Source organism: Fluviispira vulneris (assembly GCF_014281055.1).
GTDB lineage: Bacteria > Bdellovibrionota_B > Oligoflexia > Silvanigrellales > Silvanigrellaceae > Silvanigrella > Silvanigrella vulneris.
Genome location: NZ_JACRSE010000005.1, coordinates 391581 through 417862 on the forward strand (window position 1 = coordinate 391581; position 26282 = coordinate 417862).

Annotated in this window: 17 protein-coding genes and 1 tRNA gene; 8 read left to right on the forward strand and 10 right to left on the reverse strand. The window is 31.0% G+C overall.

The features are described 5' to 3' along the window. The first annotated feature begins 52 nt into the window (after positions 1-52). Both H7355_RS13270 and H7355_RS13275 read left to right on the forward strand, forming a co-directional pair. The gene (locus tag H7355_RS13270) at positions 53-553 is read left to right on the forward strand and encodes a YraN family protein (RefSeq protein ID WP_186648448.1); all 501 of its coding nucleotides are present in this window, start codon (positions 53-55) and stop codon (positions 551-553) included. A gap of 174 nt (positions 554-727) precedes the next feature. Then, positions 728-1222: a hypothetical protein gene (locus H7355_RS13275; RefSeq protein WP_186648449.1), complete on the forward strand. Its 495-nt coding sequence runs from the start codon at positions 728-730 to the stop codon at positions 1220-1222. An 88-nt stretch (positions 1223-1310) separates the two neighbouring features. Here the strand turns inward: H7355_RS13275 and trxB are convergent, their stop codons facing one another. Next, the gene (gene trxB, locus H7355_RS13280) at positions 1311-2234 is read right to left on the reverse strand and encodes a thioredoxin-disulfide reductase (protein WP_186648462.1); all 924 of its coding nucleotides are present in this window, start codon (positions 2232-2234) and stop codon (positions 1311-1313) included. 108 nt (positions 2235-2342) lie between these two features. Further along, on the reverse strand, positions 2343-3380 hold the full coding sequence (locus H7355_RS13285) for a S66 family peptidase (protein WP_186648464.1): 1038 nt from the start codon (positions 3378-3380) through the stop codon (positions 2343-2345). Positions 3381-3485: 105 nt separating this feature from the next. Here H7355_RS13285 and H7355_RS13290 point away from each other — a divergent pair, with 105 nt between their 5' ends. Then, on the forward strand, positions 3486-4265 hold the full coding sequence (locus H7355_RS13290) for an SDR family oxidoreductase (protein WP_186648466.1): 780 nt from the start codon (positions 3486-3488) through the stop codon (positions 4263-4265). 6 nt (positions 4266-4271) lie between these two features. Here H7355_RS13290 and H7355_RS13295 read toward each other — a convergent pair whose 3' ends face one another. Together H7355_RS13295 and H7355_RS13300 are read right to left on the reverse strand one after the other, a co-directional pair. Continuing rightward, positions 4272-5036 (reverse strand): tyrosine-protein phosphatase, encoded by a 765-nt coding sequence (locus H7355_RS13295; protein WP_186648468.1) that lies wholly within the window; start codon positions 5034-5036, stop codon positions 4272-4274. Between the two features lie 158 nt (positions 5037-5194). Further along, positions 5195-5281, reverse strand: a tRNA-Leu gene (locus tag H7355_RS13300). A 183-nt stretch (positions 5282-5464) separates the two neighbouring features. Here H7355_RS13300 and fabG point away from each other — a divergent pair. After that, entirely contained in the window at positions 5465-6232 is a 768-nt protein-coding gene (gene fabG / locus H7355_RS13305) for a 3-oxoacyl-[acyl-carrier-protein] reductase (RefSeq protein ID WP_186648586.1), read from the forward strand. A 26-nt stretch (positions 6233-6258) separates the two neighbouring features. Here the strand turns inward: fabG and H7355_RS13310 are convergent, their stop codons facing one another. The 5 genes from H7355_RS13310 to der form a co-directional block, all read right to left on the reverse strand. Further along, the gene (locus H7355_RS13310) at positions 6259-6717 is read right to left on the reverse strand and encodes a sugar dehydrogenase complex small subunit (RefSeq protein ID WP_186648470.1); all 459 of its coding nucleotides are present in this window, start codon (positions 6715-6717) and stop codon (positions 6259-6261) included. A 3-nt stretch (positions 6718-6720) separates the two neighbouring features. Then, positions 6721-8337: a GMC family oxidoreductase gene (locus tag H7355_RS13315; RefSeq protein WP_186648472.1), complete on the reverse strand. Its 1617-nt coding sequence runs from the start codon at positions 8335-8337 to the stop codon at positions 6721-6723. A gap of 185 nt (positions 8338-8522) precedes the next feature. Then, complete coding sequence (locus H7355_RS13320) at positions 8523-11027, reverse strand: family 20 glycosylhydrolase (protein ID WP_186648475.1); 2505 nt, start codon at positions 11025-11027, stop codon at positions 8523-8525. A gap of 112 nt (positions 11028-11139) precedes the next feature. Beyond that, complete coding sequence (locus H7355_RS13325; RefSeq protein WP_186648477.1) at positions 11140-12531, reverse strand: RsmB/NOP family class I SAM-dependent RNA methyltransferase; 1392 nt, start codon at positions 12529-12531, stop codon at positions 11140-11142. Between the two features lie 2 nt (positions 12532-12533). After that, positions 12534-14039 carry a ribosome biogenesis GTPase Der gene (gene der, locus H7355_RS13330; protein WP_186648479.1) on the reverse strand — a complete coding sequence of 502 codons (1506 nt, stop codon included), beginning with the start codon at positions 14037-14039 and terminating at the stop codon, positions 12534-12536. A gap of 138 nt (positions 14040-14177) precedes the next feature. On the opposite strand from der, the gene H7355_RS13335 reads away from it, so the two are divergent. Together H7355_RS13335 and H7355_RS13340 are read left to right on the forward strand one after the other, a co-directional pair. Further along, a complete protein-coding gene (locus H7355_RS13335; protein WP_186648481.1) occupies positions 14178-15536 on the forward strand; it encodes a CCA tRNA nucleotidyltransferase in 1359 nt (452 codons plus the stop codon). Next, positions 15529-16293 carry an RNA methyltransferase gene (locus tag H7355_RS13340; RefSeq protein ID WP_186648483.1) on the forward strand — a complete coding sequence of 255 codons (765 nt, stop codon included), beginning with the start codon at positions 15529-15531 and terminating at the stop codon, positions 16291-16293. Before H7355_RS13335 ends, H7355_RS13340 begins: the two co-directional genes overlap by 8 nt. A gap of 5 nt (positions 16294-16298) precedes the next feature. Here H7355_RS13340 and H7355_RS13345 read toward each other — a convergent pair whose 3' ends face one another. Beyond that, positions 16299-17078, reverse strand: a complete 780-nt coding sequence (locus tag H7355_RS13345) for a hypothetical protein (protein WP_186648485.1) — start codon at positions 17076-17078, stop codon at positions 16299-16301. A 191-nt stretch (positions 17079-17269) separates the two neighbouring features. On the opposite strand from H7355_RS13345, the gene H7355_RS13350 reads away from it, so the two are divergent. Then, positions 17270-18730 carry an MltF family protein gene (locus tag H7355_RS13350; RefSeq protein ID WP_222435724.1) on the forward strand — a complete coding sequence of 487 codons (1461 nt, stop codon included), beginning with the start codon at positions 17270-17272 and terminating at the stop codon, positions 18728-18730. 219 nt (positions 18731-18949) lie between these two features. Then, positions 18950-26149 (forward strand): non-ribosomal peptide synthetase, encoded by a 7200-nt coding sequence (locus H7355_RS13355; RefSeq protein ID WP_186648487.1) that lies wholly within the window; start codon positions 18950-18952, stop codon positions 26147-26149. Positions 26150-26282: the final 133 nt, after the last annotated feature.

The window sequence follows — 26282 nt, forward strand, 5'->3', positions numbered from 1 at the left end:
AAAAATAGACTATTAAAAGCTTAGGGTGAAGCTCTGCTATGAGGGAATGCTGATGAAAGATACGAAATACCGAAAAAGGCTCGGAGATTGGGGAGAAACCCAGGTTGATATATGGCTCGAAAAACACCAATGGATCCCTATACGGAAAAACCTAAAATTAAAAAGAGGAGAAATTGATCGCATATATTCCTCATATAGTGAAGGTGAAGATAACCATTTATGTATTGCAGAAATAAAAACAAATATAATCACATCACAGAAAAGACTATTTGAAATATTCTCCGAAATAGGTATTAAAAAATATATCAAATATCATCAAATAAGGAATTTAAGATATATTGCCGATTATTTTATTTTAAGATATCATGCAAAAATACACATAAGAATATTTATTGTACTTAAAATTAAATATAATTTTAACAAAAGTTGTTTGTCAAATCTAAATTATTCCATAAAAATATGCTTTATATGCGATGAATTTATAATTATCTCTATTGAGCCTGAATATACCAATCTAAATTTTAAAAAAAACTTACTCGAAGTTTTAATTTAAAAAAAACTTTTCTTATTTAGCCAACAAAAAATTTAATTTATTATTTTATAAAAAATTAATTTGAAAAAAAATCAAAAAGACTTCCAATAAAATAAACAAATAAGTACTTGTAATTAATTGAATATGTTGATACTTTAATCATGCCCTGACAATCTATATATAAGAGGAACAAAAATGAAAATGAAATATATTCTATCTTCTCTAGCAATTTTGTCATCAACTGCATTTGCAAATTCAACACATAACTTGAATACAGTAATACACAGCGGGAATATCGACAAAATTGTAACATCATTAATCGAACTTTTTAATGTTGGAGTTATAGATGAATCATATCCCATTCGTCTTACAGGTTCTTATGAATTAGATTCTAATAATAAACTTGTATCTTTGAACGTTCAAGAAAACTCTTTTAAAATAAAAAATATTCCACTTTTAGGAACCTATCAAACAACATATTCTTTAACTGGAAATATTCCAAATGGAAATTGCAAAGAAGCTTATGTAACAAGTCATAATATTATTGATGGCAGCCCATCAGTTATAAACCCTATTTTTTATTCGTTAATGAAATCTAAAGGTAATAAGGCAGTTCGTTTAGCAATAAAGAATTCTGGCTTAATTGCTTATTGCAACAATACAACAAGATATATTTTGCAAATAAATTAATTTAAAACCAGATATATTTAAATTATGATTCCATAAAATTTAATATGAATCGCAGGGCAGAGTAAGGAGTTTTCCTTACTCTTTTTCTTTAATGCTGAATACCTTCAATATATTTTTCTGCCTGGAGAGCTGCTTGGCAGCCTCTGCCTGCAGCAGTAATTGCTTGACGATAGAGTTTGTCTTCAACGTCACCAGCGGCAAAAATTCCTGGGACATTTGTATGAGTTCCATTTTGGGTTAAAATATAACCTTTTTCATCCATATGCACTAAATCTTTTACAAATGTTGTATTTGGATGATGACCAATCGCCATGAACAATCCATCCACAGTTATGTTATCTGTTTTTCCACCATTTTCTTTTACGACAATTCCTGTTAATCCTTGTTCATTGGCAAGTGTATCAACAACTTCAGTGTTATAAATGATTTTTATTTTTGGATTTGCGACAACGCGCTCTTGCATAGCTTTACTTGCACGGAATTTATCGCTGCGGTGAATCAAAATAACTTCGCTCGCGAGTTTGGATAAATAAGTTGCTTCTTCCATAGCACTGTCACCACCACCGACAACAGCCACTATTTTATTGCGATAGAAAAACCCATCACACACCGCACAAGTTGATAAACCATAACCCATTAGTTTATCTTTATTTGGCAAAGGAAGAGTGATTGCAGAAGCACCTGTCGCAATAATAACAACTTTTGCATGAATATCTTCTTCGTATTCACGTTTGATTACAAAAGTACCATCCTTTGTTCTTTCAACCGCTTTAACTTCACCCGTTTCAAAACGCGCGCCAACTTTTTCGGCTTGCCCACGCATATCGCTCATGAGCTTATTGCCATCAATTCCGTCCACAAAGCCCGGCCAGTTTTCAATCACACTTGTCGTAGTCAATTGACCGCCCGGTTGCATACCACTGATAACAACAGGAGAGAGCGCAGCGCGAGCCGAATAAATAGCTGCTGTTAGGCCAGATGGACCTGAACCAATTATGACGATTTTTTCCATTTTATCTCCATTTTTTTAAGATTGATGCCACAATGGGCATCTCGACTGTATTCGTTATACAATCTAGACAGAGTCTAAACAAGGGGAGAGGCAAACAGCTCGGTTTTATCATTCAACAGCAGATTCTAATATTTTTATTTTCACATCAGACGTTGATGCATCCAATTTTATAGGAATCATTTGTGCCATAGTGTGCATAGGATGTGTATGACCACAATCAAAATGACTTATAATTGGGTATTTTCTGAGTCCAACAACTTCCATAATTAAGCCTTCATAACCAAAAGGTGCTCCTTGGCTATTTAATAACTCAGCTTTCCCAATTATGAGGCCTTTAATCATATCAAAAACACCCATTATTTTTAACTGGGTGAGAGAACGTTCTTCTTCAGCAAAGGGAGCATCTTGTTCTTCAATTAATAAAATTTTATTTTTTAGATCGGGAAAATATTTTGTTCCTGCAAGTGCACAAAGGGTATTTAAATTCGCGATAACAACAGATCCTTCGACAACTCCAGGAGACAGCACTTTGTAACCTGTATTTGGAAAATATTCTCTTTCAGCGTTTTTCCACTCATTTGTTGTCGCATCGCGGAAATGATTGCTCCATTTTTCAAAAATAGGGAGCGTGTAATTTATCATACTGCTATCTGAACCCATCAATAAAAAAGATTCTAAACTTTCTTTTAAAACATGTGGCCATTCACCAAAGGTTGGCACAACAGCTGGGCCATAAAAAGTCGATAATTGGGCTTGGGTTAAAATAGCCATATGCAAAGCAGTCACATCACTGTAGCCTACAATAATTTTTCTTTGTGTTCTTATTTCTTCAAAGTCTAAATATTCCAGCATAGATGATGAATTATACCCACCTATTGTCGACATTAAAAAATCAACATTGTCATTTTTTATTAACGCCATAAACTCTTGCGCTCTTTCTCGAGGAGTGCCAGAGCGATACCCTTGTTTAACACATTTTTTAGTTAATTCTCCTTCAATCACATTAAATCCCAATCTTTTTAATTCAGAAATACCATGCAAATATTTTTCTTTAAAAGTAACATTTCCTGGAAATGAAGGGGTAAAAATTCCAACAGTGTCTCCCAATTTAATTTTTTTAGGTTTTATAATTTTTATTGTAAGCATTATTATTTCCTTTATAATGAATTAAAGCATTATTTTTATCTATGCTAACTTGCTTTGTCAATTTTGTATATTATATTATATAAAACATTTCTATTGGAGACTCCTATGAAATCTTTATCAAATGCTCTTTTCTGGTTAACAGGCGCCTCTTCAGGCATAGGTTATGCAGTTGCAAAAGAACTTGCTGAACAAAATGCAGGAATTATTATCTCGTCACGCAACGCAGATAAAATCGATGATAAAATTAGCGAATTAAAAGATTTGGGGGCAACGAGTGTTGAAACAGTGGCACTCGATTTAAGCGAAGGTAAATTCGAAAAAAAGATAAAAGATATCATGCAGACACGTAAATTAAATGGGGTATTATTAAATGGAGGCGGTTTTCCTGGTAAGAAAACTTCAGAACACGCTTTTCAAGATTTTATTGAAGGTAACAAAATTATGCTGGCTGGTCCCGCACAATTTTTATTAAATATTCTTCCCTATATGAAACACCATAAATCGAGCGTAGTTGCAATAACTAGCACATCTGTAAAAGAACCTATTGCCACTCTCGATTTATCTGCAATTTATCGCTCTGGTCTCGTTATTTTTCTAAAAAATCTTGCGCATGAGATTGGGCATACAGGTATTCGCATTAATAATGTTGCTCCAGGTGCAACATCGACAGAGCATTTGGAAAAAATAATAGAAAAAACCGCACAAAATAACAAAACTTCGGTGAAGGAAGTTCGTTCACAGTGGGAAAATAGAGCCGCATTGAAAAGAATGGCCAAACCAGAAGAAATTGCCAAAGTGGTTTGTTTCCTTATGTCAAAGGATGCTTCCTTTATAAATGGCCAAACAATTGTTGTCGATGGATGTTCGACAAAGTCGTATTTATAATAATTTTCACTTAATAAAGTTATCTGCTGCTTGAACAATAAGATCGGAGCTCAAGTCACACTGTGTTTGAATAAATTCTGACACTCCGCCTTGCTCAACCATTTCTTTTAAAAAGTTTTCCATTCTTCCTTTTTTAAAACTTTCAAGCGCGGTGGTTTTTTCGTAGTCACATTCAATAGACTCAATAACATTTTCATTGGCAATATTTTTTTTCTCAGATAACATCATCGCAATCATAGCAGCAAAAGTTCCTGTTCTATCTCGGCCTACATCGCAGTGAAAAAGGAAACTTTTATTTTGCGTAATATCATCAAGTGCACTTTTAAAAAGTTGGCACATTGAATTTTTAAATTCTGGTTTTTTCCAATTCTCAAGGTTTTCAATATCGCTTATGACAAAATCAGTGTTTGGGTGGGAGCCAAAGAGTCGAGTTCCATCTTCTTTTTCACAGTAATACGCATGCGGATCCGAAGGACTAAAATTCAAGGAGTAAATTTTATCAGGATTTTTGATCCTATCGCAGCTCCAGCCTGAAAAATATTTATTCGAACGATAAACAAGACCTGTTTTGTATATATCTTTTTTAAGACATTTATTAAGACTCTCGCCAAGATCCCTAAAGTTCAATCTATAATCTAATAAACCTACCCAAAGTTTCGGTTCGTATTTGTTTTTGTCACGCTTATAAATATAGCCAATGAATGATGCAAGGACTGCAGCAATCACAAGAACAGAACTAAAAGCAATTAATATTTTTTTCTTTTTTGACATAGTTTTCTCTGATTTTGTTAAATTATAAAAAATAAAACATTAAAAAAATCATTCAATGAAGACCCTAAGAATGCTCTACATAAAAGCAATTTATACATCTGAATTTTAATTTAACAAATGAAATGAATAAAGAAAAGAGTCGAGAAACTTAAAGAGGTTGGTGCTCATGACCAGAATCGAACTGGTACACCCTTGCGGATACAGGATTTTAAGTCCTGTGCGTCTACCTATTCCGCCACATGAGCACGAAACACTACATATAGCATGAATTCGCAGATGACAAGTCTCAAAGAACTATTTGCTGTTTTTTTTTTTCATGGTAGCGTCTCTTCGTAAGTTTTGGAAATCTATATGACTGATTTTATAGAGGCAATAATATGGAAAATAGTGATAAGAAGTCTACAGAATTAGCAGATGTAGCAACTGTAATGAAACAAATATATTCTCCCACTTTGCTAGCTGGAAAAGTTGCATTGGTCACTGGAGGATCCCGAGGAATAGGAAAGGCGATTGCTATTGCTTTTGGAGCATTGGGGGCAAAGGTCATCATAAACTATGCTGGAAATGCTCAGGCAGCAGAAGCAACAGTCGAAGAAATCGTCCGTAACGGCGGAATGGCAACCTGTGTCAAGTTTGACGTTTCTGATTTTACTCTCGTTCAAGACACTGTAAAAGCCCTTGAAAAAGAACATGGTACGATAGAAATCCTTGTAAATAATGCAGGAGTCTCTCGTGATAATCTTTTTGTTAAGTTCAAAGAAGAAGAATGGGACAATACTCTCGATACAAACTTAAAAGGCGCATTTAACTGCTCCAGAGCACTTGCCATGAGCATGATGCGCAAACGTGCAGGTAAAATTATAAATATATCATCTGTTGTGGGCTTAACAGGCAATGCAGGGCAATCGGCTTATGCTGCTAGTAAAGCAGGAGTGATAGGCTTCACCAAAGCTCTTGCTTTGGAATTGGCAGGCAGAAATGTGCAAATCAATGCCATTGCGCCAGGATATATTTCAACTGACATGACAGGTGCTTTAAGCGAAGATGTTTTAACAAAAATTATCGAAAAAATCCCAGTGCAGAAGGTGGGCGACCCTATTGAAGTGGCGAAAGCTGCTGTCTTTTTAGCAAGTCCTTCTTCAAGTTATATAACAGGCCAGACACTTGCTGTGGATGGCGGCATGACTATGCATTGAGATTAAACTGAAGGAGAGTGTGGTCATCAATTTATTTTTGGTTTTTTAGTCCAATAACCAAACTCTCCGCCACAAAATCCCTGTGGTTTAATCCCTTGCAGAGTTGTCCAAGAAAGAGCCCCTGTATAAGTCACTAAGCGACTTGATCCATTTACTTTTACAATACCTGTGTACCAACTTAATAAAATTTCTTTTGACAGTTTTTTTAAATCCTTACGAAAATCGGGAATTTTTAAATTTAAATATGAATGCAATTCAAATATTTTTGCCCTATTATTTTTATCTATCATAAAATATTCTAAATATTTTTTACCTAACTCAGTATCTAATTCTGAATTACCTGTGAGTTTTTCTGAAATCTTCATAAATTTATTCATGAGTTCTGTATCATCTTCAGCAAATGTTGAAAAATGTATTCCAAATGAAGTAACAGAAAAAGTCATTACTAAATTTGATAAGAACTCTCGCCTTTTTAAACAATTCATAATTCACACCTTATAATGTTGTTTGAGAATATAGTGACTGCATTTAAGTGACAAAGCAGCAATAGTAAGCGTGGGATTGGCGGTACCAGTTGTTGGCATTGTTCCCGCCCCAAGAATAAAAAGATTGGGATGGTCATGACTTTTTAAATTTTCATCTACGACAGATTTCTTGGGGTCTTTACCCATTCTATGCGTGCCCATCACATGTCCTGCACCAAAAAAATTATCGATAGTTTGTATATTTGTACAATTTGTAATTTTTAATATTTCAATCATTTTCTTTTTTGAGTCTATAAAAGAATTATGTGTGTAGTTATCGAGTGAATAAAATATCTCTGGCCGAGGAATTCCAATTGCATCTAAGTTTTCATAGGAAGGAAGTATACGATTCTCTGGATCTGGCAACTGCTCTGTCATAGCTGAAATCGCTACCTGACGATAGACGCTTTCTTTGTAAGTCTTTTCTAAATCTTTGCCTGTAAAGCCTTTTTCTATTAAAGATTCAATAAAAGGATTCAATCCGCCAATTGGAAATGTCCAACCATCATTGCCTAATTGCAATCTATAAGATGCAAAACTTTTTCTAAAGGCACCATCACGAGTTTCATCAATTCCAGACGTAGATTGTGGTGCACGATAAGGAAACACAGTTTCAGGGGTCAATGCGTAAGCTATCACGATTGGATGATCCATAAGGTTACGACCAACCTGATCACTAGAATTTGCTATGCCATTTTTGTATTTTTCACTCTTAGACATCAATAATATTTTTGCATTTTCAATCGCATTTGCTGCTAAAATAAAAGTTTTACCTTTTACAAAAAATTTTTTTCCATCTTTTGTTTTAAATTTAATTTCTGAGATTTCCCCTGAAGAGTCGGCGATAACTTCATAAGCAACAGAATTCGTAATGAGTCTTGCCCCATTTTTTTTTGCTTTATTTAAATGAACAGTAGCATCATACTTAGCTTGGACTGGGCATATTGGTATACAACTTGCACTGCCGCAGCAGACAGAACGTGAATCATATGTTATAGAATTGCGTGCTTGGGGAGTATGGACAATTCTATATTCAGATTTTTGGAGCGATTTTTGCATAAATTGATCTAGGTTTGAAAACGGAATCTCTGGCAGTGGATATTTATTTTTTCGCGGTGAACCTAAATCCTCACCATTAAAACCTGCCGTACCAAGTGCAATTTCAGCTTCTTCATACCATTTCTCTAAATTCTCATATTCAATTGGCCAATCAAGCGCTACGTTGAATTTGCTTTTCATTTTAAAATCATTTGGGAGGAGTCGTAGAGTAGCACCTTGCCAGTGCCAGGTTGTTCCGCCTGCAACCCTTAAGTAAGTACTTTTAAATCTTTCGTTTCCTTTTTGAATAAAATAGGTATCGTTTAATGTTGCGGGGAACCTCGCATGCGCTTGCTCTAAATAAGCTGATTCTGGCATCTTTAGAGCTGCATTAGTATATCTTTTGAAAGCTTCTCCTCTATCTACATTATCACCTGCTTCCAATATGAGTACTTTTATACCTCTCTGAGTCAATCGTTCAGCCATGACTGAGCCAGCTATTCCAGAACCAACAATAACAACTTCAGAACTCAAATTTTCCATATTTCTCCTTCGAGTTTTTAAAATATGTAAAAATCATAATTTATTTGTTTCGAATAATTTTTATTTACGATTTTCTGAACAAAAAAAATATCTAAATATATATGCATGAATATAAACATTAAGTATAATATTTAATTTAATGAAAACTTCAAGGGTTATTTAAATAAATTTATTTTTTGTAATTTTTAATTTATTTGTAAATTGCAAAATTCGCGCGGAGCTTCAAGGGATATACCGGTAGGATAACCACGATATTTGATATTATATACATTAGATATAAAAGCTAAAAATCCTTTATCGCCACACCCCAAACGATGAACTAAACTTTGCCAATTTGTCTTTAAATTATCTTCTGTGGTAAAAGATTCAGATGCCCAACTGGCTTCAGATAGTCCAGCCATTTTTGGCAGAGCCATATAGCTTAATTGTGTATAAGTTGGAAGATTTTCAGACCAAAGAGTACCTTCAATACCAAGGATTTTTTCTGGATAAAATGTCTGTTCCTGCGTTAGCTTAGAACTCAAACTCGATCTTAATGCGCTTTCAGTATCTGAAAATTGTGTCGCCCAACTAAAGCCAGGTTCATTTCTATCAGGATTATAAGCTAAATCAAAATAAGTTTGATTGGCAAAAGCAAGAACAACTGGATATGAATTATTTGCTAAGTTCACAGCTTGTAAAATACCATTTTCAGTCGTATTCCACAGCCACACGCGCCCAGTTCTGTTTGCATGAACTCTTTCATTTCCTAAAGATTGATCGTCATTTTGAATAAACTGTTGCCAACCCGATATTTTTAAATCAGTTAATTTATTGGATATCTCTCTAAAGAATTTATGTGACTTTCCGAGTGAATTTAATTGCAACCAATCATTTTGACATGTACTTGACTTGCTCCAAGCATCCTCACTAACCTCATCTCCGCCAAGACTCACTTCATTTTTTACAAAATAAAGGGTAGTTTGATTTGAAAATATTTCAGCAATTTCGTAAATTATTTTATTTAATGTATTTGTGAAATTTAAACCAAATTCACTTTTGTCTCCATAGGCACAAACTGGAATTACATTATCGGTATACCCCTGTACTGACATAAATTCTGATTTATCGTTTCTATCATAAAATATATTTGGCATTGCTTTAATAAGAGCTCTTGCGTGTCCAGGCAAGTCAATCTCAGGAATCACAGTTATTTGGTGAATATTTGCAAATTGAATTATATCAAATATTTCACTTTTAGTGTATGTTTTTGTATATTGAGTACTTGCAGTTGGGTATTTATATCTTTTAGAATTCGTTTTAAGTAAATTTCCTTGCACAAACATTGAAGGACCAATGTCTTTCCCATACCCTCGACTATCTGCAATTCGATTAAAATTATTAAATTCTGTTAATTGAATTCTAAATCCTTCATCATCTGCAAAATGCAAATGAAGACTATTTAATTTATGCACTGACATTATTTCTATAAAATTTTTAATTTCTTCTACTGAAAAATAATGTCGAGCGAGATCCAAAGCTATCCCTCTATATTTAAATCTTGGATAATCAATTATGGTAGTCGTTTTTAATCCTGTTTGATTAAAACTCTTTATATCTGCATGAAACCAAAGTTGGCGCAAAGTTTGAACGGCATAATAAAAGCCCGCATTATGTAAAGCCTCTATCAATATAAGATTTTCAGAAATTGAAATTTTATAGCCTTCAGGATTGTTTAAAATTTCATTCGGATTATTGATTCTTTTAAATAAAATTCCAGACTTTAAATTATTTACTTTTCTTCCCACTCCTGCAATTTTCATGTCTGATGCTAAAATATGACTAAAATAATTCTCAATTCTTGGATCAAGACCAGCAAATTCATTTTCAAAATTTAACTCATCTGTAAAAAAAAAATATTTTCCATCATTTTTGTTAATAAAACTTACTGGAGAAGGAATTATAGGATTATTTGACAATGTTTGGATTGAAGAATTCCAGTTTTGAATATTATGATCACTTATTAATGCATCTACTTTTTTTTGATTGTAACCTTGTATATGATAAGAAGATTTATTTGTAGATAAATTATAAATTTTATTTGCATTATTTTCTTGAACAACTAAAAACAAATTTTGTGGTACTGCTGAAATATTATTTGGCCGCCATTGATTATTTCTTATCAATCTTATTTCATATTGACTTCCTGGTTTTAGCTCAAAATCCCCTTCTGGCTCTAGTACAGTAGTATAGCCCGCACTCTCATCTTTTCGATAAATCGACGTTTCCTTCGAATATTTTAATTTTTGGCATTTATGTGTAGCATCACAAATATCCATAGTTAAATTATTATTTATTTTACCATGCCGGTTAAAACTTCGAGGCATATAAAAACCAAATTTCCAGTTTTGGATTAGGGAACCTGTATTTGTTAATTTAATAAGTGCAAAAAATTCGCTTGCTTGAGCATTCTCAAAGCACGGACTGTTTTTATTTGTACAAGAACCAATTAAAACAGATTCAATTATCAAAGTTTCATTTATCTTATTTTTATTTGCATAATTAAAATCCGAGACTTCAACAAAATCAAAAAGTGAAGGTATATGCTCTGTTTTTTCATCGTATGCAGATTGATTACTCCCATGCGCTAGAGCAAAAACGCACAATGATATAAAAAAAACTACAAAGTGTAAAAGATTTAACACTCTCATGGCAAATACTCCATATTAAATGGATACCAATCCAAAGATACAAAAATAAATTTTCTTATTTAGCTATATTAATAGATTTAAAATAAATTGCAATTAAACTTCGAGAAAGGTGTTAACTTTCTCGTTTCAGGACTGCTGCAAACATTGTGTCAGCATTTTCGTTTGGAGAACCCAATAAATTTTGCTTAACTAAAGTGTAGGAAGGATTTTTTTTAAGAAAATCTAAAATGATTCCTTCATTTTCATCATAAATCCAACTGCAAGTTGAATATACCAAATGTCCACCCACTCGTACACCACGACTGGCATTTTCTAATATGTTCAATTGAAGATGACTCAAGCTATCAATATTTGTATAACTCACTCGGTATTTTGCATCTGGGTTTCTTCTCCATGTACCTGATGAAGTACAAGGAGCATCAACTAAAACCCAATCAAATCCATTTCTATTTTCAACTTCTTTTTGAAACTTTGGGAGCTTTTCTCCATTCCAAGGTAGACAACGGATATTAAAAAAACCTGATTTACGAGCACGTTTTTTTACTTCTTCCAATTTATATTCACGAATATCAGATGCATAAATGACACCTTTATTTTTTAATAAACTAGCAATTTGCTGAGTTTTACCTCCACCGCCTGCACAACAATCCCAAACGAATTGTCCATTTTTTACTTGAATATTTTGTCCTATTCTTTGGCTAGCTAAATCCTGAATTTCAAATAAACCAGATCTATAAGCTTGCAAAGCAAAAACACCTTTTGCACCAGTAACTTTTAGGGCTGAATCAAATTGTTCAAATTCAAAACCTTCTTTAATGAGTTCTGATTTTACAATATCTATTTTTTCTAAATCATTGATTCTAATCCACAGTGGAGGGCGAATTTCGAGTTCAGAGAAAAATTGTTTTATTTTTTCTTTTTCCCAAGCTGATTCTTGTATTCTTTTCTCTAACGCTTCTTTAAACCAAATTGGTATGCTAGAAATTAATAACTGATATACAATATTTTCTGAGTTTTCAAAAAATTTAATTAAATCAATAAAAAATTGAATTTCATTTTGAAATTTTTCAACACCAAATTCAAGAGAAAGCGTATCCGGTTTATTTTTATTTGCCAACTCATAGCGCAAACGAATCCAGACAAAAAAACGTTCTGGAGCTATTTCATTCCATTTAGAAAGAACTTGATTCCCACTTTGATATTTTTTGCTGAAATCTATTAAAAACTCATCCAGAGATAATTTATCTATTTTTTTTGTATTATTTATTTTAAAAAACTCTTCACAAAACAATGCAAAATATCCAAAACGGATTCCAGCAAATAAGCATTCACTGTACCAACGTCTATCGCGACTGCCATATTTTGAATTTTTAGCAAACTCTTGAGATAACCATCTATCAAACTGTGGTAAAGGTTCTTGCTTAAGAGCAGAACACCATAATTTATACAAATGTGACCATCTGCCATCATAATGTTTTACACTTTTATTTTTTTGTTCAAACATTTTTATTCCTCGGAATCATCATCGAAAAATTCGATATCTGCTCCGTCTAAAGCCTTAATGTCATCAAAGACCATGCTACGAATGTCATCATCATAGTTCCGATCTCTTTGAAAACGAGCAGTTCCTTTAGATTTAATTCTATCCCCATTATCATCTAATGGTGACCTTGTTCTTTCACGGAAGATGATAGAAATTGGAATATCCTTATAATTAAATGCTTCACGGAATTCATTTTCTACAAATCTTTTATAGCTAAAATGTAAATCTTTTGGATGTGAGCAGAAAATAACAAACCGTGGAGGAAGAGCCCCCACTTGTGTTGCATAAAGAAACTTAATACGTTTTGACTTATTTTTAACCATTGGCGGAGTGTGCTTTAAAAGAATCTCTTTTAAAGTATTATTCACTTGAGAAGTGGAGTTTCTTTTACTTCCTTGATCGAATAAATCAAGACACATTGGAATAAGACGACTGACTCTTAAGTTTTCAAGCGCACTAACAAATACAATTGGTGCATAACGAATATAGCGTAAATCAAGGTGTAATTTTTCCGTAAACTCTTTAACTGTTTTTGAAGTTTTATCTTTTACAAGATCCCACTTATTAACAACAATTAAAATAGGTTTTCTGAGTTCAAATGCATATCCTGCAACACGTGCGTCACCATCGGTTGCACCATCCTCAGCATTGATGACCAAAATAGCAACATCGCAATCTTCGAGACAAGAAACACTGCGAAAAGCAGAAAACTTCTCGAGTTTATCAACCATTCGACTTTTCCGGCGTATACCAGCTGTGTCGATCACTTTAACTTCACGCCCATGGTACTTTAATGAAACATCAACTGAGTCACGTGTTGTCCCGGGGCGATTGTCTACGATGGAGCGAGCTTCTCCTACGAGCCTATTTAGAATAGAAGATTTACCGACATTGGGACGACCAATGATAGCAAGTTTAACAGGTGGATTCTCTGGATCCTCTTGTTTTGCTTTTGGAGCACTGGCAAATATTTCTGTAGCTGCATCGAGTAAATCGGAAATACCGCGATTGTGTTCCGCACTCACCGGATACACATTTGGCACACCAAGTTTTCGGAATTCCTCAATAAATATATCATCTTTAGGTAAATCGCATTTATTCACACAAACAACAAAATTCTTTTCTGACTTGCGTAAACGCCGAATAAGATCGCTGTCAACAGGATGCAAGCCTTCACGCCCATCTACCACAAAAATCACAGTTTCCGCTTCTTCTATGGCCATTTCAGCCTGTTCAACTAACTGAATTTTAATGTTATCTTTTGATGTTGGCTCAAAACCACCGGTATCGCACAAGTAAAAAGCTTCACCATTGTGCTCAGCACGGCCAAAAATTCGATCTCTTGTCACGCCAGGTTCGTCATGGACGAGGCTCTTACGTTCACGAATAATACGGTTAAATAGAGAGCTTTTGCCGACATTGGGTCGACCAACGAGGGCAACAAGGCGAGTGTAGGTTCTTAAAGTCATTATAGCGAAATCCTGTGTCTGTACTGTAAAGTATGCTAGAAGCTTTTCAAGATGCCATGATCTTCAAATCATCACTGCGGCGAAAAATAGGGCAAACAGAAGGCATCATAGCCAATCCATCTGCATAACGGAATTTTTGTGAAACATAAAGTGATTTTTAAAAATAAGAAGTTTAGACCCTACTCCAATGTGAGAAAAGACCCGCTTTTCCTTGCGGCTAAACAGGTCTGCTTACTGCTACAAAAGAGCAAACATGATGCTTATATTGTTGGTGGAGCCGTTAGAGATCTTCTGCTTAATCCCAACAAAATCCCCAAAGATTTTGACATAGCTACTTCGGCAAAACCTGAAGAAGTCAGAAACTTATTTAAAAACTCAATCTTTGTTGGACAGGCATTTGGAGTGTGTCTCGTTAATTTACAGGGGCAACATTTTGAAGTTACAAGTTTTCGTAAAGAAGGTAGATACTTAGACAAAAGAAGACCAGAAAATATTCAAATAGGCACTTTCAAGGATGACTGCAATCGACGCGATTTTACGATAAACAGCATATATTATGATCCCGTGCAGAAACACATAATTGACCCTCATTTAGGTATAAACGATATCAAACAAAAGCTCATCCGCTGTGTTGGTTCAGCTGAAAATAGACTGCAAGAAGATGCATTAAGAATACTTAGAATGATTCGCTTTGCTGCAAATTTAAGTTTTACTCTCGATAATGAAAGCTTAAATGCAGCGAGAAATCATTCTACAGGTCTCCAAGATCTGAGTAAAGAAAGGATTATTCTTGAGTTTCAAAAAGTAAAAAGAGGAAAATTCTATATTTTTTGTGAACACTTAGAAAATATTTTAGATCTAAAAGAATTAATTTTCCCAAATGGATCCTACCAATTTACTAAATATAATATACACAGTAAAAATCAATTGGCTAGAAGTAAAATAAAATTGGATACTCATTTACCATTTTTTAATTTATTAAAATATTTTTTATATAAAAACAAAGTAAAAAAAGAGTCATTCTCAATTATTTTAAAAACAATTGATCAATGGCCAATCACAGCGGAAGATAAAAAAATTTGCACACTTTTTCTAAAATGTATTTTCTTTAAAGAGCTTTTTACAAAAGATATGGATATAGAGCTCTTTGATTTTCTCTTTTATGAATTGATTGCTCAAATTGATTTCATATCAAAACAATCATCACGAATTATATTAATTACTCTTTCAGTATTCATAAATGATAATTTATTAAAAGAAACGCTTTATAAAATGATCGATAAAATCTCGAAGAATGAAATTCCGAGTATAAAGTCAAATGATATCGTTATGCTCATTGAAAACAATCAATTAGATAAAAAATACATATCTTTAATTATGAAATATTTGCAGTATATTTATTTAAAAAAAGGGCTAGCTCCAAAACTTGAAAATCTACTTCAATTTAAAGGGGACTTATTCAAAGAATACTTTGCTATCGGAAACTTAAATGTCTAAAGCTATCAATGCCAATAAAAAAACTCCTATGAACCTAAGCAAGCATATAAGCATTGTCCTAGTAGAACCTGAGCACCCAAATAATGTTGGTGCAGTTGCCCGTGCAATGAATAATATGGGTTTTACAAATCTAATTTTAGTTAACCCTTGCGACTATTTAAGTGGCGGAAGCGATGGAGCAAGAACATTGGCTATGCATTCGCAAAATATCTTACAGACAGCAAAAGTTTACTCAAATCTACACAGTGCTCTCAGTGAACAAAATTTTGCTATTGCCCTAACCAATCGAGTGCGCGGGCAGCATAAAACACTTGAAAATAGCTGGAATTTAGAAAATATATTTCAGCAAATTCAAGGGGAGAGCCATATAGCTCTCGTATTTGGTAGAGAATCATCTGGTCTAACAAATTCAGAGGTAGATCTTTGCAATTTACTAATGACTATTCCAACCTTTGGACAAAATACTTCATTAAATTTAGCACAAGCTGTAATGGTTATTTTATATGAAGTCAGCAAATCTTTAAATCAAAAAGAATCAACACAAACCCAAAAAATGATTTTAGCTACATCCCAACATCTTGAGAGTTTAAAACATAATTTATTTTCAGTGCTCAATAGAATTGGCTACATAAAAATTGGCAATGAATCTAAAAGATGGAGTGTCTTTTCAAAATTAATTTCTGAAAAGTTTCTAAGTGAAAAAGAAGTCAATATCTTGCAAGGGATACTTAACAAAATCAAAGAAAACCTAAAATAAGAATCTTACATTTTATCCCTCAAATACTCAACAATACAACAATAAGCTTCTGAGCTATTATTTTCACACATATTAAAATCATTACTTGCAACAATATTAAATGAATAATAACTATTATATGAATTCTCGTTAATAAAACTCAAATTATAATTCAATGAATCATTCAAATGTCGTTCATTGCCAAAATACTGAGTGAATTCAATATGACAATCTAACAGTTCGTTTGGACTTAACATTATACCATCAAAATTATCATGATTTGTAAAGAAAGATATTTTATTCATTCCAAATCGATTTATAAACATATCTTTAACATGCTCAATGGAATGAGTTGGCATAGCTATACGAGCATTATAAACTATATCATAAGCCAAACTTTTAAATTTTTTCCGACAGAATACAATTCTAAAATTTTCGTCTTCTGATATAAGAAAGGTTTTTCCGTTTTCATCCCAATAGGGATTAAAAGACTTGACGGTCGGCACCCCATTTTTTAATAATACAGAACAAATATTACTATAAATCATTTCATTTTCTAAATAAAACACTAATACATTGTCATCGTCTAGCTTAACAACATCATTCCTGAAATCACTATTTTCAACAATAGTAATAAAAAGATCTTTGCTCAATTTATTATTGTGAAAAACAATAATTCTTGAATTTTCATAAATAATATCAAAATCTAAAACTTGACAAAGTATATTTTTATACAAATTCATATTTTTTACAATTATATCCAATGATAATGCTGAGATATTTTTTAAATTATATTTATCATACATTGTTAATTCCTTTATAATAGGACGTTTTATTTATAATAATTCATTAAAATTATTTATTTCTAAAATATTTTTTATAAACAATTTTATAATACCTATTATTTATAAATTATTTCATAAAAAAACTCAATATACAAAAATTGCGTCCGAAATTGATCTTGGTGAATAGAACACTAAAAATGACGAGAAAATTGATGATCTTTAAAATCTCAGCTATTAATAAGTTTTTTATCATTTTAATCTCTATGAATATTTTTTTCCAAATGCCAAATTTAGCAATTGCAAAAGAAGTAAAATTAAAATTTAGCAATATTACAAATAAATCACTCGGTGATTTCGACAGCATGAAAGAAAGGCGTATGATCCGAATATTTATGCCTTATAGTAAAACCTTATATTATATTGATAAAGGAAAAGAAAGAGGCTTGAGTATAGAATTAGCAAGAGATTTTGAAACATATATAAATAAAAAATATAAAAAAGAACTTGGCAATAGACCCATCACTGTTTTCGTAATCCCTACTTCAATCGAATATCTTATTGATAATATTTTAACTGGCAAGGGAGATATTGCTGCAGGAAACCTAACATTTACAAGGGATAGAGCGAAGCTAATAGACTTTGTAGGTCCAAAGGTGCAAAGAGGAAATACGGAATATGTCATCACAAATAAAAATGACCCACCCATATCATCTATTGAAGATCTATCGGGCAAAACAGTCAGTATCAGAAAACATACCAGCTACTATGATAGTCTTATAAAATTAAATAAAAGCTTTCAAGAAGCTGGTAAACCGCTTATGAAATTTCAGTATCTGCATGAAGATCTTGCAGATGAAGACAAATTAGAAATGCTAAATGCTCGGATATTAAAAATCGTAATTGTTGATGATATTATTGCAAAAACATGGGAAAAAATACTACCTAATATTAGAGTAAATTACAATGCTTTTGTGCGTGACAAAGGAAAAAGTGGATGGATGATTCGAAAAAATAGTCCTTTACTTGATGCAGAGCTCGAAGATTTTTTCTTACATTATGTAGAGAAAACTAATGTAAATGATGTAAGATATTTACAGACAATAGAAAAATGGAGCCAATTTAAAAATAATATGCAAGATGCAGAAACTGAAAAATTTCAAAATATTCTGCAAATTTTTAAAAAATATGGAGCAAAATATCGATTTGATCCTCTTATGCTATCTGCGCAAGGTTACCAAGAATCAAAACTTAATCAGAATGCGAGAAGCCCTGTCGGAGCGATTGGAGTTATGCAAGTTATGCCTGATACAGGCAAGCAAATGAAAGTTGGAGATATTACGAATATCGAAGCAAATATTCATGCAGGCACCAAATACATGAACTTTTTAATGAAAACATATTTTAAAAATGCAAAATTTAACGATTATAACAGAATGTTATTTGCACTTGCAAGTTATAATGCAGGAGCAGGAAAAATATTAAAAATGCGAGAACTCACTGCTGCATGCATGTGTGGATTAGATGAAAACAAATGGTTTAATAACGTCGAAATGGTCACTGGCGAGTTAATAGGGCTCGAGACTACCACCTATGTCAGAAATATTTTAAAATATTACGTTTCATATCAATTAATCAATGATAAGAAGAGTAATAAAAGAAAAGACATAAAATAAACTTCTTTTGCATTAAAAACAATATTAAAAATTAATTATATATTTATATTTTATGTAAATAATTATGATAATCTCAATACAATAATTGTTCATTTAGGTTAAATTCCAAAACAGAGACTGATAATTTATAACCACTTGCGCACATTTAATTTTTATACTACTAAATTTTATATATACATTCTAATATTATTTTAAAATTTATTAATTCTGGAGTTATAAATGCAAAAATTTAAACTTACACCATATCAAAAAACATTTTATATTGAATGGAAATTAAATCCGAATCGTTCAGATTACCATATGATAAATGATCATAATTTAATTGGTAATATAAGTATTGATAGACTTAATAATGCTTTAAAAAAAATGGTTAATGAACTTCTCATATTTAATTCACATATTGAAGAAATTGAAAATGAATACTTTTGGATAAAAAATGAAAAGACAATTGAGTTAATATATTTTGATAATTCTTACAACATAGACGAGATAAAAAACTTTATCGAAAAACCTTTTAACCTTGAAAATGGGCCATTATTTAGATATGGCCTATTTAAAATAAATTCATCTACACATAGATTCATTTTCGTTATACATCATGCAATAGTCGATGGCATGTCAGGACCACAAATATACAACAGCACATCAAAATACTATAATGACTTGACCTACTGCAACTGCATGAGCCTATTTGATCAAGAAAATCGATTAAATGATGTACGTTCAAAATTAGAAGATGAGCTCGCCGCAAATAATCAATCTAATAAAATGTTCTGGGATAATATCATAAATAATTATACGCATGTTGATACATCATTTTTAAAAGATCCTTTTTTACTTAATAATAATAGGGAAACTATAAATTCGCATGATATAAATAACATCACAAATCAGGACATAATTGGCATTAAAGAGTTTAATTTAACAATTAAAGATGACTTATATTTCAAAATAATGTCTGCAAAGAAAAAATATATTATTACCCCATATTTACTGTCAAAAATAATTTTTGCAATTACAATTTACAAATTTACTCGACACGAAAAATTCTTTCTTGCATACCCTGTTGCCATTAAAGAGATTCATGGACTTGAGTATGGAGCAAATGTAAATGTAAGTTTATTTCCATTTTATATTCATGACAAAATATCTATCGAAGAGATTATTAAAAATGCAAAAGAATTTATTAAAGATCTTAAGAAAGATAATAAAAAAAACAACTATTTTCCTCTATATATGATTGATTATCCTGAAAAATATAAGCTTACTTCCGTTGGATTTACAAACGCGTTTTTACAGAAATTAAATTATTCTTTTAATGAGTTAATCAGCTTACCGAATAATCGATCAAACATTGCATTAACCCATGATTTTATATTTGAATTTGAGCATATTAATCAGACAATTAATATAAGAGTTAATTTTAAAGAAAATATTATTTCAGAAAAATTAATTCATATTTTTTGCGAATCTTATCTTAAAATATATAACGATGTAATAAATACAATTACAAATAAAGAACTACTAATAAAGGATAGATCTTTAAAAAAAGATACCTATTATTCCACTTCAAAAACCATTAAAGAATATGATATTTTAACTGAAAAAGAGAGTCTAGACCTAATCCGTATTTGCAAAACTGAAAAATTTTGCACTGAACATATTATTGATATATTTGAAAGACAAGTTGATCTAACACCTGATAATACAGCCCTAGTTATAGGCAATAAATACTTAACTTTTTCAGACCTCAATCAAATGGCTAATAAATTGGCACATTTTTTAGTTAATAATTTCAAAATTGAAAATGAGCAAATTATTCCGATCTTTTTAGATAGAAATGATCAAATGATCATTTCTATTCTTTCTATCTTAAAAATAGGAGCAGCTTTTGTCCCCATTGATCCTGAAATTCCAAGAGAAAGGCTTTCTTTTATTTTGAAAGATCTTGAAGCAAAATTAATTTTAATTAATCATAAATACAATAATATTTTCAATAATAAAGAAGCTATCAATGAATTTAATAATACAAAGATATTAAGTATTGATACTCTCTCTCTCCAGACTCTTCTGAGCAAGGAAAAGAAATCTAATTTATTTTATGCGTTAAAAAATGATAATTTAGCATATGTCATTTATACCTCTGGTACGACAGGAACTCCAAAAGGAGTTTTGATTGAAGCTAAAGGTGTTACAAATCTTGCAATTATACAGAAAGAATTTATTAAGAAAAATTATCAGAAAAAAATAGTTCAAGTTTTAGGATTCTCAAATTATGTGTTTGATGCCTTCATCTGGGAATTATGCTCAAGTATTTTTATAGGAAACAGTTTGCACTTAATAAATAATAACATAAGAAAAGATTTAAAGCTATTATCAGAATATATTAGCAATAAAGATATTAACTTAGCACTCCTAACGCCAGCAATATTGAACAAAGAAAATATAATTAGAATAGATTATTTATTTATTGGTGGAGATAAAATAAATAAAAATATCCTAAAAGAATATTTAAATAATAATATTAAAGTTGTTAATGCTTATGGTCCTACCGAAAGCACTGTAATTTGCTCAACCCACTTATACAAATATGACAAAGAAGCAAACTGCATTGGCAGTCCAGTTGCAAATTTTAAATTTTATGTACTGGATAAAAATAAAAATTTACTTCCTATTGGTGCAATTGGTGAACTTTTTGTAAGCGGAATTGGATTAAGCCGAGGGTATTTAAAACAAAGAGAGTTGACAGTGAACAGATTTACGCCAAATCCATTTCAAACTTATGAAGAAAAAAATCAAAATATATTCTCAAGCATATATAAAACTGGCGACCTTGTAAGAATTCTTCCAAACAATAAATTTGAATTTATTGGACGTAATGACTCACAAGTTAAAATTCGTGGCTATCGCATAGAATTAGAAGAAATAGAAAATGTTCTTTTACAATTTAAAAGAATAAAACAAGTATATATCATTGCAAAAATTAATGAAAATCTATCTCAAAAATTAATTTGCTATTATATTTCTGAAATACCATTATGCTCAGAGGAAATAATTAGTTTTCTATCCGATAAATTACCTGATTATATGATACCATCCTACTTTGTACATCTTAATAGTTTTCCACTAAATGCAAATGGAAAATTAGATCAGAAAATGCTACCAGAATATAAAATAAAAGACATAAATAGTTATATTGAACCCAAAAATCCTCTTGAAAAAAAGTTGTGTGATATCTGGAGCAAAATTCTCGATTATCCTAGTGAAAATTTAGGGATTAAAGATAACTTCTTAAGTTTGGGAGGAAACAGTATTATAGCAATTAAACTCGTCAATAAAATGAACAGCGAATTGGATTTAAATATAACAATACAAGATTTATTTAAATATAAAAACATTCATAATCTGACAAATAATTTAAATAATTTTAAAAATTACACAAAAATTAAAAAAATAAACTTTTTAAATCCTGAAGAATATTGCCTGTCTTTTGCTCAAGAAAGACTTTGGTTTATTGATAAATTAAGTGAAGGGCAGAGCAGCTATAATATTCCAATGTTTTATCGTCTACCTCAAAATTTAAATCAAGAATCATTGAAAAAATCAATTCTTCAGATTATTGTTCGACATGAAATTTTACATACTATAATACTTGAATCAAATACAAAAATCATCTACCAAAAACCCTTGTCAATTAAAGATATAGAATTAAAAATAAATAATTATGATTGCCTAACAATGAATGAATTAGAAAATTCACTTCAGGATGAAGTAAATTATATTTTTAATTTAAGTAAAGAAATTCCTATTAGAATATCAATATTTAAATTAAAATTAAATCCAGAAATTTATGACTGCTTTATTTGTATCTGCATTCATCATATTGCATTTGATGGATGGTCGATCGGAGTCTTTTTAAAAGAATTATCTATTCATTATGATTATTTTGAAAAAATAATCTCTGAAAATGAAAAGAATAAGCTTATTCCATCATTAGCACTACAATACAAAGATTATGCCTATTGGCAAAAAGAGTTTATAAAAAGTGAAGAAATTCAACGGCAAAAGATTTTTTGGAGAAATAAACTCGAAAATTTTGAATTACTAAATCTACATGTTGATAAAAATAGACCATTAAAGTTTGATTATAAAGGCAAAAATATATATTTTAAAATTGCCCCCGACCTTGCGAATAGTTTAATTAAACTTGCAAAAAATTTAGAAGTTTCACTTTTTAGCCTTTTCATTTCTGCATTTCATCTCTTACTCAGTTGCCTCAGCGGACAAAGAGATATCACAATCGGCTCGCCCATTTCAAATAGACACCTTCAGGAGTCTTCAGAATTAATCGGATTTTTTTCAAATCTAATTGCAATCCGAACAAAAATTGACCCCAATATGAAGATAAGTGATTTTATAAAATCATTGGCCAGAGATGTTATAGAAATGCAGAAATATCAAGATCTACCTTTCGAAAAAATTGTTGATGAATTGGTTTTAACGCGTGATCAGAGCAAGCATCCGATATTTCAAGTATTATTTAGTATGCAAGAATTCAATGCGAATCAAAATGAAATAGATAATTTATTTTTAGTTCCTCAAACTCAAGAGTATTTTAAAAAATTTAATCATCTCTTTTCTCCTGCCCGCTTTGATTTGAGTTTAATTATTGAACATAGCAACAATGAATTTTTAGTGTGCTTAAATTATGCAACAAGTCTATTTCACGAAGAGACAATAAATAATTATATTAATATCTACAAGAAAATACTTCAGGAATATTCCTCTTTAAACAATAATAATCTACGTGAAAATTTCATAATTAATAATATAAACTATGCAACAATATTTCAAAATAAAATTTCAAATAAAAATTATGATTATACTCTTTCACTGGAGTATAATCATAAAACTATTCATAAAATATTTGAAGATATTGTTGAAAAATATTCTGACAATATTGCATTAGTCTGCGAACGAAACAAGCTCACATTCTCTGAACTCAATCAAAGGGCAAACCAATTAGCGCATTATTTGCAAAAATATTTCGACATAAAACCAGAATCCTTAATAGCTCTCTGTCTAGAACGAGATGAAAATATGCTTATCAGCATTCTTGCTGTTTTAAAAGCTGGGGGAGCTTATGTGCCCATTGATCCAGATTTTCCTATAGAAAGGATAAACTTTATTTTAACCGATACAAAAGCAAATATTTTAATTACAAATATTCTTCATGAAAATATTTTTGCAAATAGAATTGATAAAAATTTGTCTAATTTTTTAAACATCATTTATATTGATTTAGAAAAGACAGAAAAAATTTTATATACTCAAAGAAAAAACAATTTGAAAACGATCACGAAAGGCAATAATTTAGCATATGTCATCTATACTTCAGGAACGACAGGTATTCCTAAAGGAGTGCTTATCGAGCATATTGGAGTAATAAATTTAGTAAAAACATGCTATAATATTTTTGAGCAAGAGTGCATAGAAAAAAGACTGAATTGCCTCTGGTTTTCAAATTATGTCTTTGACATGCATATTCTCGAAATCGCATCAAGTATTTTTCAAGGACATTGCTTACATATTGTAACAAATAAAATTCGCAAAGATTATATATTAATTTCTGAATATATTACGGATAATAAAATAAATTTAGCTATGTTGCCTTCTTCATTTCTCCAAGCAGAGCCTATTTTAAGTCTAGAAATATTATTTATAGGTGCAGAAAAAGTAAATGGTTTTATTCTTGAAAAGTACTGCAAAAGTAATATTAAAGTTATTAACTTCTACGGTCCTACGGAAATTACTGTATGTAGCCATTTTCATAAATATAATTCATCTCTTGAAGTAAATTGGATCGGAGATACGATTGATAACTACCGAGGATATGTATTGAGCGATGATTTAAGAGTTTTACCTTTAGGTGCAATTGGTGAATTATATGTTGGTGGAATTGGTGTTGCTCGTGGATATTTAAATAGAGATGAATTAAATGCTGTGCATTTTATTGAGAATCCATTTCAAACTGCATATGAAAAATCAATTAATTTCAACGCTCGAATTTATAAAACAGGCGATCTCGTAAGAGTCATGACAAATGGACTATATGAATTTATTGGCCGTAATGACTCACAGAAGAAAGTGAGAGGATTCCGGATTGAATTGAGTGAAATAGAGAATGCAATATTAACTTTTAAAAATATTTTTCAAGTTATAGTTTTAATTAAAAGCATAAATGAAAATAATGCTATTGTCTGCTATTATGTCGCAAAAGATAAAATAAATGAAAATAATTTATTAACATATTTAAGTCAGAAACTACCTTCATATATGATTCCTGATCTATTTTTTCAACTCGAGACACTTCCACTCCTTCCTAGCGGGAAAGTGGATAAAAATAATCTATTAAAATTAAATATTTCTCTTAAAATGGAAAAATCTCCACCACGCAATGCGATTGAATTGCAGATTTGCAAAATATTCTCAGAAATGTTTCAAATTCCAATTGCATGCATTGGCATCTACGATAACTTTTTTCAATTTGGTGGAAACAGCATACTTTCGCTTAAATTTGTCAATAATTTAAATCAAACATTTTCTGTAAAAATCAAACTTATAGATGTTTTTCTTAGCAAAAATATTGCTGAAATCGCCAAGAAAGTCTTACAATATAAACCAAGTTACAAAGCAATTATTGAATTGAATACTGCCATTGAAATGCCATCTCTATTTATGGTTCATCCTGCACGCACTGGTTGTGAAGTCTATGTAAAATTAGCTCAAGCATTCGATAATAATTGTCATTGTTTCGGCTTAGATTCTTATAATTTATATAATGAGGAAAAAATTTCTAGTTTAAAAACATTGGCCTCATTTTACCTTGAACATATTCTAAGAAAAATCGAACAAAAAAAAGAACAGAGTGTTAATTTATTTGGCTGGTCATTGGGAGGATATATCTGTTTAGAAATAGCGAGTCTCTTAGAAAGACAAAATGTTAAGAATATAAAAATTTTTCTTTTAGATACTTTTTATCAAGATGAGTATATGAAAAGCTTTAAACCTGACTTTGCTACATTTAAAACGTTATATCTAAAAGAAGCTTTTAAACAAGGGCTTTACGAAAGCGATTGTCACAATGTTTTAAATATATTTTCTTTAGAAAATGAATTAATTGAACAGAAATTAAGTACGAAATTGCATTATTCTAAAATATTCTTACTAAAGGCTATGAAAGAAAATGAATACAATCCTTCGGAACTCAATTCCTACATTCATGAATTGAAAGATAATAATATTTCTTATCTATTGACCAGTAAAGAACAATTGACCATTATTAATTCTGAAAATTATTCTCATTTAACCATTATAAATGATGAAGAAACGATATTAAAAACGATAAATAACCTCTAATTAATATTTACCTACAGCCATTATTTTGAAATAAATAACTTATTATTTATTTCAAAATAAACGATTATATAAAAAGTATAATTTGAATAAGAGGCCATGCGAGATTTTACAAAAAAAATATTAAATTATTCAT